15 protein-coding genes are annotated in these 16,351 nt (G+C 65.1%); 8 read left to right on the top strand and 7 right to left on the bottom strand.

From position 1 onward, the window contains the following. Positions 1–2: 2 nt before the first annotated feature. Positions 3–707 (bottom strand): CoA transferase subunit A, encoded by a 705-nt coding sequence (locus tag HHL14_RS02475; RefSeq protein ID WP_169495982.1) that lies wholly within the window; start codon positions 705–707, stop codon positions 3–5. Between the two features lie 269 nt (positions 708–976). On the opposite strand from HHL14_RS02475, the gene HHL14_RS02470 reads away from it, so the two are divergent. Beyond that, entirely contained in the window at positions 977–1,522 is a 546-nt protein-coding gene (locus HHL14_RS02470) for a LuxR C-terminal-related transcriptional regulator (RefSeq protein ID WP_169495981.1), read from the top strand. 108 nt (positions 1,523–1,630) lie between these two features. Here HHL14_RS02470 and HHL14_RS02465 read toward each other — a convergent pair whose 3' ends face one another. Continuing rightward, positions 1,631–2,062: an acyl-CoA thioesterase gene (locus HHL14_RS02465; RefSeq protein ID WP_169495980.1), complete on the bottom strand. Its 432-nt coding sequence runs from the start codon at positions 2,060–2,062 to the stop codon at positions 1,631–1,633. Positions 2,063–2,168: 106 nt separating this feature from the next. Further along, the gene (locus tag HHL14_RS02460; RefSeq protein WP_006052429.1) at positions 2,169–2,945 is read right to left on the bottom strand and encodes an SDR family oxidoreductase; all 777 of its coding nucleotides are present in this window, start codon (positions 2,943–2,945) and stop codon (positions 2,169–2,171) included. Between the two features lie 189 nt (positions 2,946–3,134). Here HHL14_RS02460 and HHL14_RS02455 point away from each other — a divergent pair, with 189 nt between their 5' ends. Further along, on the top strand, positions 3,135–4,808 hold the full coding sequence (locus tag HHL14_RS02455) for an electron transfer flavoprotein-ubiquinone oxidoreductase (RefSeq protein WP_169495979.1): 1,674 nt from the start codon (positions 3,135–3,137) through the stop codon (positions 4,806–4,808). A gap of 110 nt (positions 4,809–4,918) precedes the next feature. On the opposite strand, the gene aroC is transcribed toward HHL14_RS02455, so the two are convergent. From aroC to HHL14_RS02440, 3 genes are all read right to left on the bottom strand, one after another. Next, a complete protein-coding gene (gene aroC, locus HHL14_RS02450; protein WP_169495978.1) occupies positions 4,919–6,019 on the bottom strand; it encodes a chorismate synthase in 1,101 nt (366 codons plus the stop codon). Positions 6,020–6,188: 169 nt separating this feature from the next. Next, entirely contained in the window at positions 6,189–8,126 is a 1,938-nt protein-coding gene (locus HHL14_RS02445) for an MFS transporter (protein WP_169495977.1), read from the bottom strand. Positions 8,127–8,292: 166 nt separating this feature from the next. Then, positions 8,293–8,763 carry a CBS domain-containing protein gene (locus HHL14_RS02440; RefSeq protein WP_169495976.1) on the bottom strand — a complete coding sequence of 157 codons (471 nt, stop codon included), beginning with the start codon at positions 8,761–8,763 and terminating at the stop codon, positions 8,293–8,295. A 285-nt stretch (positions 8,764–9,048) separates the two neighbouring features. On the opposite strand from HHL14_RS02440, the gene HHL14_RS02435 reads away from it, so the two are divergent. The 3 genes from HHL14_RS02435 to HHL14_RS02425 all read left to right on the top strand — a co-directional run bounded on the left by HHL14_RS02435 (position 9,049) and on the right by HHL14_RS02425 (position 12,035). Beyond that, a complete protein-coding gene (locus HHL14_RS02435; protein ID WP_169495975.1) occupies positions 9,049–10,461 on the top strand; it encodes an O-acetylhomoserine aminocarboxypropyltransferase in 1,413 nt (470 codons plus the stop codon). Continuing rightward, positions 10,458–11,291, top strand: a complete 834-nt coding sequence (locus HHL14_RS02430; protein ID WP_169495974.1) for an alpha/beta fold hydrolase — start codon at positions 10,458–10,460, stop codon at positions 11,289–11,291. Before HHL14_RS02435 ends, HHL14_RS02430 begins: the two co-directional genes overlap by 4 nt. Before the next feature lie 423 nt (positions 11,292–11,714). Continuing rightward, positions 11,715–12,035, top strand: a complete 321-nt coding sequence (locus HHL14_RS02425) for an Mpo1-like protein (protein ID WP_169495973.1) — start codon at positions 11,715–11,717, stop codon at positions 12,033–12,035. Positions 12,036–12,113: 78 nt separating this feature from the next. Here HHL14_RS02425 and HHL14_RS02420 read toward each other — a convergent pair whose 3' ends face one another. Continuing rightward, positions 12,114–13,427: a YihY family inner membrane protein gene (locus tag HHL14_RS02420; RefSeq protein WP_230412888.1), complete on the bottom strand. Its 1,314-nt coding sequence runs from the start codon at positions 13,425–13,427 to the stop codon at positions 12,114–12,116. Positions 13,428–13,571: 144 nt separating this feature from the next. Between HHL14_RS02420 and wrbA the strand changes: the two genes are divergently transcribed. The 3 genes from wrbA (at position 13,572) to HHL14_RS02405 (ending at position 16,337) form a co-directional block, all read left to right on the top strand. After that, entirely contained in the window at positions 13,572–14,174 is a 603-nt protein-coding gene (gene wrbA, locus HHL14_RS02415; protein ID WP_169495972.1) for an NAD(P)H:quinone oxidoreductase, read from the top strand. A 98-nt stretch (positions 14,175–14,272) separates the two neighbouring features. Next, the gene (locus HHL14_RS02410) at positions 14,273–14,764 is read left to right on the top strand and encodes a DUF2069 domain-containing protein (RefSeq protein ID WP_169495971.1); all 492 of its coding nucleotides are present in this window, start codon (positions 14,273–14,275) and stop codon (positions 14,762–14,764) included. A 154-nt stretch (positions 14,765–14,918) separates the two neighbouring features. Further along, positions 14,919–16,337 carry an FAD-binding oxidoreductase gene (locus HHL14_RS02405; protein ID WP_169495970.1) on the top strand — a complete coding sequence of 473 codons (1,419 nt, stop codon included), beginning with the start codon at positions 14,919–14,921 and terminating at the stop codon, positions 16,335–16,337. Positions 16,338–16,351 lie beyond the last annotated feature (14 nt).

The following is a 16,351-nucleotide window of genomic DNA, read 5'->3' as shown; positions in this document are numbered from 1 at the left end:
GATCAGTCTCCTTTCGCGCGGACGATGCGTTGTTCGATGCGTTTTTCCGGATTCGCATTCAGCACGATGCGCTGCACGAAAATGCCAGGCGTATGGATCGCGTCCGGATCGAGCTCGCCCACTTCGACGATCTCTTCGACTTCCGCGACGGTAATGCGGCCAGCCATCGCGCACATCGGGTTGAAGTTGCGCGCGGTGCGGCGATAGATCAGGTTGCCGGCCTTGTCGGCCTTCCATGCCTTGACGAGCGCGACGTCGGCGGTCAGCGAATGCTCGAGCACGTAGTGGTTCTCGCCGAACTGGCGGGTTTCCTTGCCCTCGGCGATCAGCGTGCCGTAGCCGGTGTTCGTGAAGAACGCCGGGATGCCCGAACCGCCCGCGCGCAGCTTCTCGGCGAGCGTGCCTTGCGGCGTGAATTCGAGCTCGAGTTCGCCGGCCAGGTACTGGCGTTCGAACTCCTTGTTCTCGCCGACGTACGACGAGATCATCTTCTTGATCTGACGCGTTTCGAGCAGCAGGCCGAGGCCGAAGCCGTCGACGCCCGCGTTATTGCTGATGCAGGTGATGTTCTGCACCTTGGTATCGCGCAGCGCCGCGATCAGCGCCTCGGGAATGCCGCACAGCCCGAAGCCGCCGACGGCAAACGTCTGGCCGTCCTTGACGATGTCTTTCAGCGCCTCGGCGGCGCCTGGATAGACCTTGTTCATCAGTATGTCCCTTCCTCTATGGAAACCCGAAACCGGTACGCCGGCCGCCGGATCATTGCGGCTGGCATGGCGCGTGGCGAACTTCCCGCCGCGAGGCGATGCCGCTACGTCATTCTAGTCATCTGCGGCAGCGCGCGCGTTGAGTCCCGACAGGTTCTGCCGACACCCATCGCAGCACCTTGCGCCGCGTTGTCATCAGGCCGAAAGAGTACGCTGGGCGCGCCATACGGCACAATACGCAAAAATACATAAGTACTTGCCTCCCGCCCATGCCCGCCCTGGATTACCGCACCGCGTTCCACCTCGCCCCGATCGGACTCGTGCTGTCGCGCGAACGGATCATCGAAGACTGCAACGACCAGCTCGCGGCGATTTTCGGCTACCCACGCGATGCGCTGCTCGGCCAGTCGTTCCAGGTGCTGTATCCGTCCGCAGACGAGTTCGAGCGCATCGGCGCGCGCATTCCGCCGATCATGACCGCGCACGGCAGCTATGCGGACGACCGCATCATGAAGCGCGCCAATGGCGAGCTGTTCTGGTGTCACGTGACAGGACGCGCGCAGCAACGATCGGACCCGCACGCGGCGGGCGTCTGGACCTTCGAGGATCTGAGCGCGACGCGGCGCGTCGCGGTCGAGCTGACGCCGCGCGAGCGCGAAATCGCCGCGCAGCTGGTGACCGGCAAGACCAGCAAACAGATCGGCCGCGTGCTCGACATCAGCCCGCGCACGGTCGATGTCTACCGCGCGCGGCTCATGCGCAAATACGATACGGGGAATGCGACCGAGCTGTTGCAGCGGCTGCTCGGCAATTGAAGAAAGCTGAAGAAAGCGGATTGAAGGCCCGGCCGGTCTGCCCGGGCCACGTGGTTCCGCAGGAACGCGTAGTTTGGCGACGTAGTTCCGCGCCGCGCGAAGCAGCGCTCAGGCCGCCTTGACGAGAGCCGCCCGCTCGATGGCCGCGCGCAGCACGTCCGGCACCGGCACCGACTTGCCCGCCGCGTAGTCGATCCACACGCAACGCGCGGCGCCGCGTGCATAGAGCGTCTCCGGCTCGTCCGCGCGCAGGAGCTCGAACGCGGTATCGAAGCTGCTGCGCCCCGGCGTCGCCACCGACATCCGCCCGATCACGTCGCCCGGATAGTGCAACTGCTTCAGAAACTCCATCGACGCATTGACGATCACCGGCCCCTGCCCGTCCCCGGTGCTGCCGATAAAGCCCATATGCTCGAACCACGAAATCCGCACCTGTTCCATGTAGCGGAAATAAACCGTGTTGTTCACGTGGCCGAACGCATCCATATCGCCCCAGCGGATCGGCATCGTCATTTCGAAAACTGCGTGAAAATCGCTCATTCTGTACTTCCGTTCTTCCTCTGCTACGTGGCTTTGAAGCTTTTAAAGCGCTGAAACCCTGAAGCGTCGAAACGTTGAAAAAAATGGCCTCGGGCGGCGGGCGTGCTTACGCGAGCCCGAAGCCGTCGTCGGCGGCAATCACCGAGCCGTTGATGAATTGCGATTCGTCCGCCGCGAGCAGCAGCAGGAGCCCGTCGAGGTCTTCCGGTTTGCCGACGCGATGACGCGGCAGCATCGACACGAGCTTCTGCCCCTGCTCGGTCGACCAGTGGTGGTGATTGATTTCGGTGTCGATATAGCCCGGGCAGATCGCGTTCACGTTGATGCCGTGCTTGCCCCACTCGAGCGCCATCGCCTTCGTCATGTGCACGACCGCGGCCTTGCTCATCGAATACAGGCCGATCTGCGGCAACACCCGCAAGCCCGCCATCGACGCGATGTTGATGATCCGGTACGACGGCTTCTGCGCATTGTTGCCGCGCATGATCATGCGCTTGGCGACTTCCTGCGCGACGAAAAACGCGCCGCGCGTGTTCGTGTCGAACACGTATTCGAAGTCCGCGGGCGTAACCTCGGAGAGCTTCTGCGTGGTCGATACGCCCGAATTGTTGACGAGGATGTCGATCGTGCCGGCCTCGGTTTCCGCATGCGCAACCGCCGACTTGATGCTCTGGTAGTCGGTCACGTCGAGCGACACGACGTGCGCCGCGCCGCCCGAGGCCTCGATCTCGGCGCGCAATTCCTTGAGCCGCTCGGTGCGTCGGCTCGCCAGCACGACCTTCGCGCCCGCCTGCGACAGCACCTGCGCGAAGCGCTTGCCCAACCCGCTCGAGGCGCCGGTAATCAGCGCCACCTTGCCTTCCAGATTGATCGAACGGCCCATTGTCGTTCCTTGTTCGGTTGTAGTGACAACTGCGGTTGACGGAGGTGCGGTAGAACCGTCGCTGCGGGTCGATACCGTATCGCAGAATAGAACGATCGTGCTAATCTGCAACCACCGGGTTGCGGTGCGGGAATCGATCGCCCACAATACGAACCCGAAAAAAGCATTCTAACGGTAAGAGGAGCATCAATGACCCCCGCAAGTCTCATTGAGCAGTACGGTCCACGCGAGTCGATGGAATACGACGTCGTGATCGTCGGCGGCGGCCCAGCCGGCCTGTCGGCGGCGATTCGCCTGAAGCAGCGCGCTGCCGAAAAGGGCATCGAGCTAGGCGTATGCGTGCTGGAAAAAGGCTCTGAGATTGGGGCGCATATTCTGTCGGGGGCGGTGATGGACCCGCGCGCACTCACCGAACTGATCCCCGACTGGAAGGAAAAAGGCGCGCCGCTGACCGTCGACGTGACCGAAGACAAGTTCCTGTTCCTGACCGAAACGGGCGCGAAGAACGTGCCGACCTGGGCGCTGCCGGACAACTTCAAGAACCACGGCAACTACGTGATCAGCCTCGCGAACGTGACGCGCTGGCTCGGTCAGCAGGCCGAGGCGCTCGGCGTGGAAATCTTCCCGGGCTTCCCGGCGGCCGAAGTGTTGTACAACGACGACGGCTCGGTCAAAGGCGTCGCGACCGGCAATCTCGGCATCGGCAAGGACGGCGAGCCGACCGAGAACTTCCAGCTCGGCATGGAGCTGCACGCGAAATACACGCTGTTCTGCGAAGGCGCGCGCGGCCACCTCGGCCGTCAGCTGCACGACAAGTTCAAGCTGCGCGACGGCGTCGATCCGCAGGTCTACGGCATCGGTATCAAGGAACTGTGGGAAATCGATCCGGCCAAACACAAGCCGGGTCTGGTGATGCATACGGCCGGCTGGCCGCTCGAGAACGATACCTACGGCGGCTCGTTCCTCTATCACATGGACAACAACCAGGTCGTGGTCGGCTTCGTGGTCGGCCTTGGCTATTCGAATCCGTATCTGTCGCCGTTCGAGGAATTCCAGCGCTACAAGACGCATCCGGCGATCCGCGCGATTCTCGAAGGCGGCAAGCGCGTGTCGTACGGCGCGCGGGCGATCACCGCGGGCGGCCTGATGTCGCTGCCGAAGCTGGTGTTCCCGGGCGGCGCACTGGTCGGCGACGATGCGGGCTTCCTGAACGCGTCGCGCATCAAGGGTTCGCACGCGGCGATCAAGACCGGCATGCTGGCCGCCGACGCCGCGTTCGACGCGGTGCAGGCCGGCCGCCAGGCGGACGAGCTGAGCGCCTACCCGGAAACCTTCAAGACCTCGTGGCTGTACACCGAGCTGTATCGCGCGCGTAACTTCAAGCAGTGGATGAGCAAGGGCCTGTACCTCGGCACGCTGATGGTCGGCATCGAGCAGAAGCTGCTGGGCGGCAACGTGCCGTGGACGCTGCATCATCAGCATTGGGATCACGAGATGCTGAAGCCGGCGTCGCAGTGCAAGCCGATCACCTATCCGAAGCCGGACGGCAAGCTGACTTTCGACCGCCTTTCGTCGGTGTTCATCTCGAACACCAACCACGAAGAGAACCAGCCGGCGCACCTGACGCTGAAAGATCCGACAGTGCCGGTGAACGTGAACTGGCAGACCTACGCGGGACCGGAGTCGCGCTATTGCCCCGCCGGCGTATATGAGTTCATGAAGAACGACAACGGCAACGAGCGTCTGGTCATCAACGCGCAGAACTGCGTGCACTGCAAGACCTGCGATATCAAGGACCCGACGCAGAATATCGTGTGGGTGACGCCGGAAGGCGGCGGCGGTCCGAACTATCCGAATATGTAAGCAGGCAGTTGCCCAAAAAAATCGGGGCGCCCGGCGAAAGCCTGGCGCCCCGATTTTTTTACAAGCGCCGCGGTAGGCGGCGCTGTGCGATTACATGACCGCGCCTGGCGTTACGGCGCGCTCGCCGCGATCTTCGGCGTGCTGACCTCGACATCGCCGCATTGCGCGCGATGGCGCAGCGCGTGATCGATCAGCACCAGCGCGAGCATCGACTCGGCGATCGGCGTCGCGCGAATGCCGACGCACGGGTCGTGCCGTCCAAAGGTTTCGACGACGGCCGGCTGCCCTGCCTTGTCGATCGAACGGCGCGGCGTGCGGATGCTCGAAGTCGGCTTGATTGCAATCGATACCGTGATGTCCTGCCCGGTCGAAATACCGCCGAGCACGCCGCCCGCGTGATTGCCGACGAAGCCTTCCGGCGTCAATTCATCGCCATGCACCGAGCCGCGTTGCGCGACGCTCGCGAAGCCCGCGCCGATCTCGACGCCCTTCACCGCGTTGATGCCCATCATTGCGTGCGCGATGTCCGCGTCGAGCCGGTCGAACAGCGGCTCGCCCAAGCCGACCGGCACGCCGGAAGCGACCACGTTGATGCGCGCGCCGATCGAATCGCCGTCCTTGCGCAGCGCGTCCATATACGCTTCGAGCTGCGGCACGATTTCCGCGTTCGGCACGAAGAACGGGTTCTCGCGCACCTGCGCCCAGTCGACGAACGGCACGTCGATCTCGCCGAGCGCAGCCATGTAGCCGCGAATTTCGGTGCCGAACTTCTCGCGCAGCCATTTCTTCGCAACCGCGCCCGCCGCGACCGTCGGCGCGGTCAGACGTGCCGACGAGCGACCGCCGCCGCGATAGTCGCGAATGCCGTATTTCTGCCAGTAGGTATAGTCGGCGTGGCCGGGGCGGAAGGTCTCGGCGATGTTGCCGTAGTCCTTGCTGCGCTGATCCGTATTGCGGATCAGTAGCGCGATCGGCGCGCCGGTGGTCTTGCCCTCGAACACGCCCGACAGGATCTCGACCTTGTCCTCTTCCTGGCGCTGCGTGACGTGACGCGACGTGCCGGGTTTGCGGCGATCGAGTTCGAACTGGATGTCGGCTTCGTTGAGTTCCATGCCCGGCGGGCAGCCGTCGACCACGCAGCCGATAGCGGGGCCGTGCGATTCGCCGAAGGTCGTGACAGTGAAAAGCGTACCGAGCGTGTTGCCGGACATGAGCGTCGTCCAAAGAAATGCGGGGAGAACGCTATTATGCCAGCCCGTTCGGCTCGAAGCCCGGCCCGGTGAAAGCGCTAGCCGATCGGCCAGGCCTCGGGTGGCCGAAAACAGGTGAACACGGCAGCACGGCGGCCGCGCCTCGGCACACACTCTCTCCGCGCAACCTCTATTTGCGCGCGCCGCGCAGTTCGGTCACGAGCTGCTGCAGTGTCTCCGGCGTCGCGAGCGCCGGCTCGAGCGGCTCGCCGACCGCGAGACTCAGCCGGCTCATCACGCCCTTGCGGATCGGCCGCGGCCAGTGCGCGTCGACCGATCGGGAAAACACGCTGCCCCACAGCCCGCGCAGCGCCATCGGAATCACCGGCGCCGGCGTACGCGTGATGATCTCGGTCGCGCCGTGGCGAAACGGATTCATCTCGCCGGTACGCGTCAGCTTGCCTTCGGGGAAGATGCACACGAGCTCGCCGTCCGCGAGCGCCTGCGCGCACAGATCGTAGGCACGCGCGAGCAGCGCCGCGTCCTGATGCGCGGGCGCGATCGGAATCGCTTTCGCGTGGCGGAACAGCCAGCCGACGAACGGCGTGCGGAAAATCTGATGATCCATCACGAAGCGGATCGGCCGCGGACTTTCGGCCATGATGACGATCGCATCGACGAAGCTCACGTGGTTGCACACCAGCACCGCCGCGCCCTCGTCCGGAATCCGCTCCGCGTGCACCAGCCGGATCCGGTAGAACGTATGCACGAGCAGCCACGCGACGAAGCGCAGCATAAACTCCGGCACCAGCGAGTAGATGTAGGCCGCGACCACCACGTTCAGCAACGCGGTCGTCAGAAAAATCGCGGGGATGCCGAAGCCCGCCGCGGTCAGACCCATCGCCATCAGCGCGGAGACGATCATGAACAGCGAGTTCAGGATATTGTTCGCGGCGATGATGCGCGCGCGATGACTCGGCTGACTGCGGCTCTGGATCAGCGCGTAGAGCGGCACGCTGTAGAAGCCGCCGAACATCGCGAGCAGGAACAGATCGGCGAGCACGCGCCAGTGCGCGGGCCGCGCGAGAAATTCGCCGACGCTCAGCAGATGTCCGGCCGGCGGCAGCGCGTGACTCGCGAAAAAGAGGTCGATTGCGAACACGCTCATGCCGATCGAGCCGAGCGGCACGAGGCCGATTTCGATGCGCCGCTTCGAGAGTTTTTCGCACAGCAGCGAGCCGATGCCGATGCCGATCGAGAACGTGCCGAGCAGCACGGTCACGACGTCGGGGTCGGCCGACAGGACGTCTTTCGCGAAATTGAAGAACGACGCGAGAAACGTCGCGCCGATGAACCACAGCCACGAAATACCGAGCAGGCTCAGAAACACGGTGCGGTTTTCGCGCGCGAGCTTCAGATTGCGCCACGTCTCGCTGACCGGATTCCAGTTGATGCGCAACTCGGGCTGCGGCGCGGGCGTGCGCGGCACGAAGCCGGACACCGCACGACCGATCAGCGCGATCGCGATACACGCGCTCGCCAGCACCACCGCGCCGTGCTCGACGAACCCCGCGCCTACCCCACCGACGATCGTGCCGATCAGAATCGCAACGAAGGTCCCCATCTCGACCATGCCGTTGCCGCCCACCAGTTCGTCTTTCGACAGATGCTGCGGCAGATACGAATACTTGACCGGTCCGAACACGGTCGAATGCACGCCCATCAGGAACGTGCACAGATACAGCAGCGGCGCGCTATGCAGCCAGAACCCCGCGCCGCCGATCAGCATCACGCCGATCTCGAAGGTCTTCACGAGCCGCGTGAGCAGCGCCTTGTCGTACTTGTCAGCGATCTGCCCCGAGGTCGCCGACAGCAGCACGAACGGCAGGATGAAGATCGCCGAAATCAGGAACGCCGCGGTCTTCGGATCGACGCCCGAAAAGCGCGCCGCCTGATACGTGACAAGCGACGTGAAGCCGATCTTGAACACGTTGTCGTTCATCGCGCCGAGAAACTGCGTCCAGAAAAACGGCGCGAAGCGGCGCTGGCTTAGCAGCCGGAACTGGGACGGGTGTTCGTCGTGCGCGCGGGCGGCGCGGCGAGCGGCAGGCAGGGGACGATCGTTCATGAGATCAGGAGAACGGCGCGCGAGGGTGATGGCGAAGCAAACGATGGAACAGGCGTGAAGCAGGGCCCGAAGCCAGACACAAAAAAAGCGCGCGCTTTCGCGCACGCCTTATTTGCGGATGCGCGCTCCGGACCTTTGCCCGGGCGCGACGTCCGAGCCACGCGCATTAGCGCGCCGGCTGCTGTTCCTGCTGCCCTTCCTGTTCTTCCGGCCAGTCGCGGATATAGGCTTTGAGCATACGGTTTTCGAAGCCCTGCTCCTCGACCACCGCCTTCGCGACGTCGTAAAACGAAATGACGCCCATCAGCGTGCGGCTTTCCAGGACCGGCAGATAACGCACGTGATGTTCGAGCATCATGCGACGCACTTCGTTGACGTCGGTTTCCGGCGTGCAGGTGATCGGATGGTCGTCCATCACCTTGCGGATCGTCGACGTACCGACGCTGCCGCCGTTCTTGCTCAAAGTCAGAATGATTTCGCGAAACGTCAGCATGCCGACGAGGTCGCCGTACTCCATCACGACGAGCGAGCCGATATCGTGCTCGGCCATGGCGTTGACGGCGTCATGCAGCGTGGTATCCGGCGTGACCGTAAAAAGGGTGTTGCCCTTGACTTTAAGAATGTCGCTGACTCGCATGATCTCTCTCCTGATACCGCTAATTCTGCAATGCATGAAATGGTTTTTCGATCCTAGCGGAAAGGCCCATAAAAGGAAAGCGGGCCGCCTGGCAACGCGCAGCGGGCTTGCGCAATCTCGAACTGATACGACTTTGCGTATGCATTCCGGCATACGGACGACGATCCGCTCCCCTTCCTATCGGGACAAACCCGAGGAAAACCGCGCTTGAAGCCGCGCGCGCCGATGATAGGATGGCCGCCACCCCGACCCTTTCGCGCGGCCGCTCGCGGCCCGCCGCCCACGATGTCCGCCAACCGTTTCGATACGCTTGCGCTGCATGCCGGCGCAACCCCCGACCCCACCACCGGCGCGCGCGCCACGCCGATCTATCAGACCACCTCGTTCTCGTTCCGCGATTCGGATCACGCCGCGGCGCTCTTCAACATGGAGCGCGCCGGCCACGTCTATTCGCGGATCTCGAATCCGACCGTCGCCGTGTTCGAGGAACGCGTCGCCGCGCTCGAGAACGGCGCGGGCGCAATCGGCACCGCGAGCGGCCAGGCCGCGCTACACCTTGCGATCGCGACGCTGATGGGCGCGGGCTCGCACATCGTCGCGTCGAGCGCACTGTACGGCGGCTCTCACAATCTGCTGCACTACACGCTGCGGCGCTTCGGCATCGAGACGACCTTCGTGAAGCCGGGCGACCTCGATGCGTGGCGCGCCGCGCTGCGCCCGAACACGCGCCTGCTGTTCGGCGAAACGCTCGGCAACCCGGGCCTCGACGTGCTCGACATCGCGGCGATCGCGCAGATCGCGCACGAACATCGCGTCCCGTTGCTGGTCGACTCCACCTTCACGACGCCTTACCTGCTGCGCCCCTTCGAGCATGGCGCCGACTTCATCTACCATTCGGCGACCAAGTTTCTCGGCGGCCACGGCACGACGATCGGCGGCGTGCTGGTGGACGGCGGCACGTTCGACTTCGATGCATCCGGCCGCTTTCCCGAATTCACCGAGCCTTACGACGGCTTTCACGGCATGGTGTTCGCCGAAGAAAGCACGGTCGCGCCGTTTTTGCTGCGCGCACGCCGCGAAGGTCTGCGCGACTTCGGCGCCTGCCTGCATCCGCAGGCCGCGTGGCAACTGCTGCAAGGCATCGAGACGCTGCCGTTGCGCATGGAGCGGCACGTCGCGAATACGCGGCGCGTGGTCGAGTTTCTCGCCGGCCACGCAGCGGTCGAAACGGTCGCCTATCCCGAACTGCCGACGCACCCCGACCACGCGCTCGCGAAGCGGTTGCTGCCGCGCGGCGCCGGCGCGGTGTTCAGCTTCAATCTGCGCGGCGATCGCGCGGCCGGGCGCAGCTTCATCGAAGCGCTCACGCTGTTCTCGCACCTCGCGAACGTCGGCGATGCGCGCTCGCTGGTCATCCACCCGGCCTCGACCACGCACTTCCGCATGGACGCCACCGCACTCGCCGCGGCCGGGATCGCGGAAGGCACGATCCGCCTGTCGATCGGCCTCGAGGATCCCGACGATCTGATCGACGATCTCAAGCGCGCGCTGAAAGTCGCACTGAAGGCCGCGCAGAAAACTACGCAAGCGGCAGCGGGAAACACTACGTCGCCGCGCGGCGACGGTGTATCTCAAAGCACCGCTGCCACCTCTACCGCGAACTCCAGCTCCGCCCCCTCACGCCCGGAGTCCGCATGATCGTCACCGTACAAGGCAAGCCCGCCTACGCGTACACGGGCGGCAAATCCTTCGACGCGAGCCTGCCGACCGCCGTGTTCGTGCATGGCGCCGAGCACGATCACAGCGTCTGGGCGCTGCAAAGCCGCTACTTCGCACATCACGGCTTCAGCGTGCTCGCCGTCGACCTGCCCGGCCACCGCCGCAGCGCCGGCCCCGCGCTGACCAGCGTTGCCGCCCTGGCCGACTGGCTTGCCGCGCTGCTCGATGCGGTAGGCGTCGCGCGCGCGTTCGTAGCCGGCCACAGCATGGGCTCGCTGATCGCGCTCGACTTCGCCGGCCGCTACCCGCAACGCGCAACGCATCTCGCGCTGCTCGCCACCGCGCTGCCGATGACCGTCTCCGACGCGCTGCTCGACGCCGCGCTCAATCGCGAATCCGACGCGATCGGCATGGTCAACCAGTGGTCGCATTCGACGCTCGCCGCGAAGCCGTCGTGCCCCGGCCCCGGGTTCTGGCTGCACGGGATGAACCAGCGGCTGATGGAACACGTTGCGGCCAGCGGCGAGCCGCACCTGTTCCACACCGATTTCACCGCGTGCGATCAATACGCGGACGGTCTTGCACGCGCGGCTCAGGTGCGCTGCGCGACTCGGCTGATCGTCGGCCGACGCGATGCGATGACGCCGCCACGCGCCGCGCAAGCGCTTGCCGATGCGCTCGGGCAGGCTGGCGTCGCGGTCGACACGGTCACGCTCGACGCGGGCCACGCGCTGATGACCGAACAACCCGACGCGACACTCGATGCGCTGTTCGGCTTCGCGTCGCGAGCACCGCGGAATGCTGGGTGAATGCGGGGTGAAGGCATGCCGGAGCGCGTAGCTATATAGATGATGCGTAGACGGACGGCTCGCCCATGGAGCTCATCGCCGGAAGCATGGCGAGCGGTCATCGACTGATCGCTACACGGTCGCCCATCGCACTGCGCGTTCGGCGTACGGTCACGACATAGGGCCACGATACTCGTGCCGGATCCGCCGCGCCATCGGCCGAATGGCCAGGTTGCACTCGGATGGCGATCGCCGGACAATGACCGAAACCTGTCTTTTTCCGCCGGCATCCAACCACGCGCTCCGCCAGGCAACCCACGGCAACACGAGTGCGCAGCAACGGCAAACAGTCAGCGCCAAAGCGGCAACGGGCAGCAACAGGAAAGCAGACAGGCACGCAATCGAGCCGCATCCATCAGCATGCGTCCACATCCGGAGGCCATCATGGCTCATACAGCGCATACCGATCACTTCGCGAGCTTCGCGGAGTTTTATCCGTATTACCTGAGCGAGCATCGGAACGTCGTGTCGCGGCGGCTGCATTTCGTCGGCTCGCTCGGCGTGATCGGCTGTCTCGCGATGGCGCTCGCCACCGGCGACTGGCTATGGCTGCCGGCAGCCGTGATCTGCGGCTACGGCTTCGCGTGGGTCGGCCACTTCTTCTTCGAGAAGAACAAGCCGGCCACCTTCCGTCATCCGTTCTACAGCCTGATGGGCGACTGGGTCATGTTCAAGGACATCTGCGTGGGCAAGATTTCGTTGTAGTTTTCCGCACGCAAGCGCCGCACTTGCCGCATTTCTCTACCGCACGAAACGCGGCCTCACCCGCCACCTCATGCCACCTCAAGCCGCCTGATGCGGCATCGAAGCCGCCGCCCGTTCGCTCTCGCCGTCCCGCTGCGCCCTGGCGGCTGCGCGTGCGGCCAGCAGCGCGGCCAACGTCACCTTCAGCTTGTCGTTATCGAGCGACGCCAGCAGCATGCCGCTGTCCACCCGCGTCGAATCGAGTTCGAGCTGATACGTGAGCTCCGCGCGGTCGATCACGAACAGATCGAACAGCCGCTCAACGGTGACCTGTGCTGGATTCGCGATCAGCACGAAATGCGGACCGGTACGGTCCTCCTCCAGCCGCGCGATCCACTCCACGTCCTCGAGCCGCTGCAACAGCATCAGCGTCGTATCCTTGTCGCGGCGAAGCATGCGGGCGAGCTCCGGCATCGTGTAGCCGCGCTTGCCGGCCTCGCGCGCTTCGCAAAGCCGCGCGAGCAACTCCAGCGAATCGAACAGGTTGCTGCCGTCGAACACGGGCCGATGAAACTGGCCGATGCGGATCGCCGGCAACGCCGACGCGATCATCGCACCGGTCAGCGTGATGAACCAGCATAGGTACATCCATAGCAGGAACAGCGGCACCGCGGCGAACGCGCCGTACACCGCCGTATAGGTCGGAATACGGCGCACGTAATAGCCGAAGCCGCGCTTGGCGAATTCGAACGCGACCGCGGCAATCACGCCGCCGACCACCGCGTCGCGCCATTCGACGCGGCAGTTGGGCAGATAAACGTAAAGAATCGTGAACGCGAGCGCCGTCAGCGGCAGCGTCGCGCCGGCGAGCGCCCATTCGATCAGCGGCGTGATGCGCTGCGCGGCGCTGAATGACATCGACTGCGTGAACAGATACGACGAGATCGACAGGCTCACACCGATCAGGATCGGCCCGAGCGTAATGATCGCCCAGTAGACGAGGATGCGCTGCGCGACCGGGCGGGCCTTGCGCACGCGCCAGATCACGTTGAACGCGGATTCGACGGTCATCATCGTCATCACCGCGGTGACGAAGAGGATGATCATGCCGATCGTGGTCAGCCCCTTGGCCTTCGACGCGAACTGGTTCAGATACTTGAAGATCTGGTCGTTCAACTGGGCGGGCATCAGGTGATCGGCCAGAAAAAACTGCAGCGACGCCTGGAACGAGCTGAAGATCGGAAACGCGGTGAACAGCGCGAACGCGACCGTGGCGAGCGGCACCAGCGCGAGCATCGTCGTGAACGTCAGGCTGCCCGCCACCTGCGGAATCCGGTCCTCACCGATGCGTTGCGCGGCGAATTGCGCGAGCCGTTTGAGCGTGTCGAGATCGAAACGCATCCTGGACAACAAACCCTGCCTCCTTGCTTCCTGAACCGCTAATTCCGGACTGCGCGAAACGCGCGCGATGCCCGGCCAGGACCACCTGGCCGAACGGCTATGAGTGGCCTGTGCAGCGGACCGAGCCCCTATAATACCCGTTCACCGATGAGGCCTATGAAAGACATTCTCGTGCTCTATTACAGTCGTCACGGCGCCACCCGCGAACTCGCGCTGGCGATCGCGCACGGCGTCGACAGCGTTCCCGGCATGCAGGCGCGCGTGCGCACCGTGCCGGCGGTTTCCACGGTCTGCGAGGCGAGCGAGCCGGACATCCCCGCCGAAGGACCACCGTATGTCGAGCTGCGCGACCTCGAGGAATGCGCAGGCCTCGCGCTCGGCTCGCCGACCCGCTTCGGCAACATGGCGGCCGCGCTCAAATACTTTCTCGACGGCACCACACCGCAATGGCTGGCAGGCGCCCTGTCCGGCAAGCCGGCCTGCGTGTTCACGTCGACCGGCAGCCTGCACGGCGGCCAGGAATCCACGCTGCTGTCGATGATGCTGCCGCTGCTCCATCACGGCATGCTGATCGTCGGCATCCCTTACACCGAGAGCGCGCTGTCCACCACGCAAACCGGCGGCACGCCATACGGCGCGTCGCATTTCGCGCGCGCGGGCACGGCCGGGCAAGGGATTTCCGCCGACGAACGCACGCTCGCGGTCGCGCTTGGCGCACGCGTCGCGCGCACCGCGGCGTCGATGAGCGAAAGACCGTGAGCAAAGCGGCTCAGCAACCGGCCGAACCTGGCGCCGAGCCACGCGCCGCGCGCGCTTCTGAAGCCGCGCCGGACAGCGTCGCAAATGCACCTGCGGACATGAGCGAATCGACCTCCGCCCGTTCCGCGGCAAACGCACCGTTGCACACAGGCGCCGCGCCCGTGCAGCCGAAAGCGGCCGCCGCGCTGCTGGCGTCCGTCACGCTGGTCGCGATGATCGCGCTCGCCATCGCGTGGGAATGGTGGCTCGCGCCGCTGCGCCCCGGCGGCTCGCTGCTCGTGCTCAAGGCGTTGCCGCTGTTGAGCGCGCTGCCGGGCGTGTGGCGGCGCCGGCTTTATACGCTGCAATGGGCGTCGATGCTGATCCTGCTGTACTTCGCCGAGGGCGTCGTGCGCGGCTGGAGCGACTTCGGGCTGAGTTCCCGGCTCGGCTGGCTGCAAGCGGCGCTCGCCGTGATCTTTTTTGCAAGCACGCTCGCTTACGTCGGGCCGTTCAAGCGCGCGGCAAAACGCAGGGCGAAGCAGGCGGGCGCGAATCCCGCGAACGGGACGCGTCGTGACGAGTCCCAGAGCGAGAGCGGCCATGAGTAAAACGACTGGCCTGGCCGCTCGCGGCATGAGACGTCGGATTTCTAGCCGCATGCCGCATGCAGACTTAACGAACCTGCCATAGCGCATCCAGACAGCCCCTGCCCACCGCGCACCGCCAACTTTTCGCCAGCCCCAACACCGCCAACCGACTCACATGACCCACACCGCTTTTCTCGCCGCCTGCCGTGACGCCATCGGCGCCGCCCACGTGCTGACCGACCCGCACGACACCGCGCCCTACCTGACCGACTGGCGTCGCCGCTACACCGGCGCGGCCTGCGCGGTACTGTGTCCAGCCACCGCCAACGAAGCCGCCGCGCTCGTCAGGCTAGCCGCCGAGCATCGCGTCGCCGTCGTGCCGCAGGGCGGCAATACCGGCCTCGCGGGCGGCGCGACACCCGACGCAAGCGGCGCCCAAGCGGTGATCAGCCTGCGGCGTCTGAATCGCGTGCGCGACATCGATCCGCACAACAACACCATCACCGTCGAAGCCGGCGTGATCCTCGCCGAGGTGCAAAAGCACGCCGAAGCGGCCGGCCGCCTGTTCCCGCTGAGCCTCGCGGCCGAAGGCAGCTGCACGATCGGCGGCAATCTGTCGACCAACGCGGGCGGCACCGGCGTTCTGCGCTACGGCAACACGCGCGAGCTCTGTCTCGGCCTCGAAGTCGTGACGCCGCAAGGCGAACTGTGGGACGGTCTGCGCGGCTTGCGCAAGGACAACACCGGCTACGATCTGCGCGATCTGTTCATCGGCGCGGAAGGCACGCTGGGGCTGATCACCGCGGCCGTGTTGAAGCTGCATCCGCAGCCGGCCGCGCGCGTCACCGCGCTCGCCGCGCTCGCGTCGCCGCATGCGGCGCTCGACTTTCTCGCGCTCACGCAACGCGTCGCCGGACCTCTTCTGACCGGCTTCGAGCTGATGTCGGATTTCTGCCTGCGCCTCGTCGGCCGGCATTTCGAGCAGATGCGCTATCCGTTCGCCGAGCCGCACGCGCAAGTCGTGCTGCTTGAACTGTCGGACAGCGAAAGCGAGGAGCATGCGCGCGCGCTGTTCGAGGGGCTGATGGAAACGGCGCTCGAACAGGGGCTGGTCGAAGACGCGGTGGTCGCGGAAAACCTCGCGCAATCGCGCGCGTTCTGGAATCTGCGCGAGCACATTCCGCTCGCCCAGGCCGAGGAAGGGCTGAACATCAAGCACGACATCGCGGTGCCGATCTCGCGCATCGGCCACTTCATCGAGACGACCGACGCCGCCGTCGCCGCGGCCGCGCCGGGTGCGCGAATGGTCACGTTCGGCCATCTCGGCGACGGCAATCTGCACTACAACGTGCAGGCGCCCGAAGGCGTCGACGCCAAGGTGTTTCTGCAGCAGTATCAAAGCCCGATCAACCAGATCGTCTACGACAGCGTGCACGCGCATCGCGGCAGCATCAGCGCGGAGCACGGACTCGGTCAGTTGAAGATCGACGAAGCCGCGCACTACAAGCAGGACGTCGAGGTACGGATGATGCGCGCAATCAAGGCCGCGCTCGATCCGCTGAACCTGATGAATCCGGGCAAGGTGCTACGCTAATGGGCAAAGCCTGC

This window comes from Paraburkholderia antibiotica (assembly GCF_012927125.1).
GTDB classification, from domain to species: Bacteria; Pseudomonadota; Gammaproteobacteria; order Burkholderiales; family Burkholderiaceae; genus Paraburkholderia; species Paraburkholderia antibiotica.
This window is presented reverse-complemented; position numbering and strand designations above follow the sequence as displayed.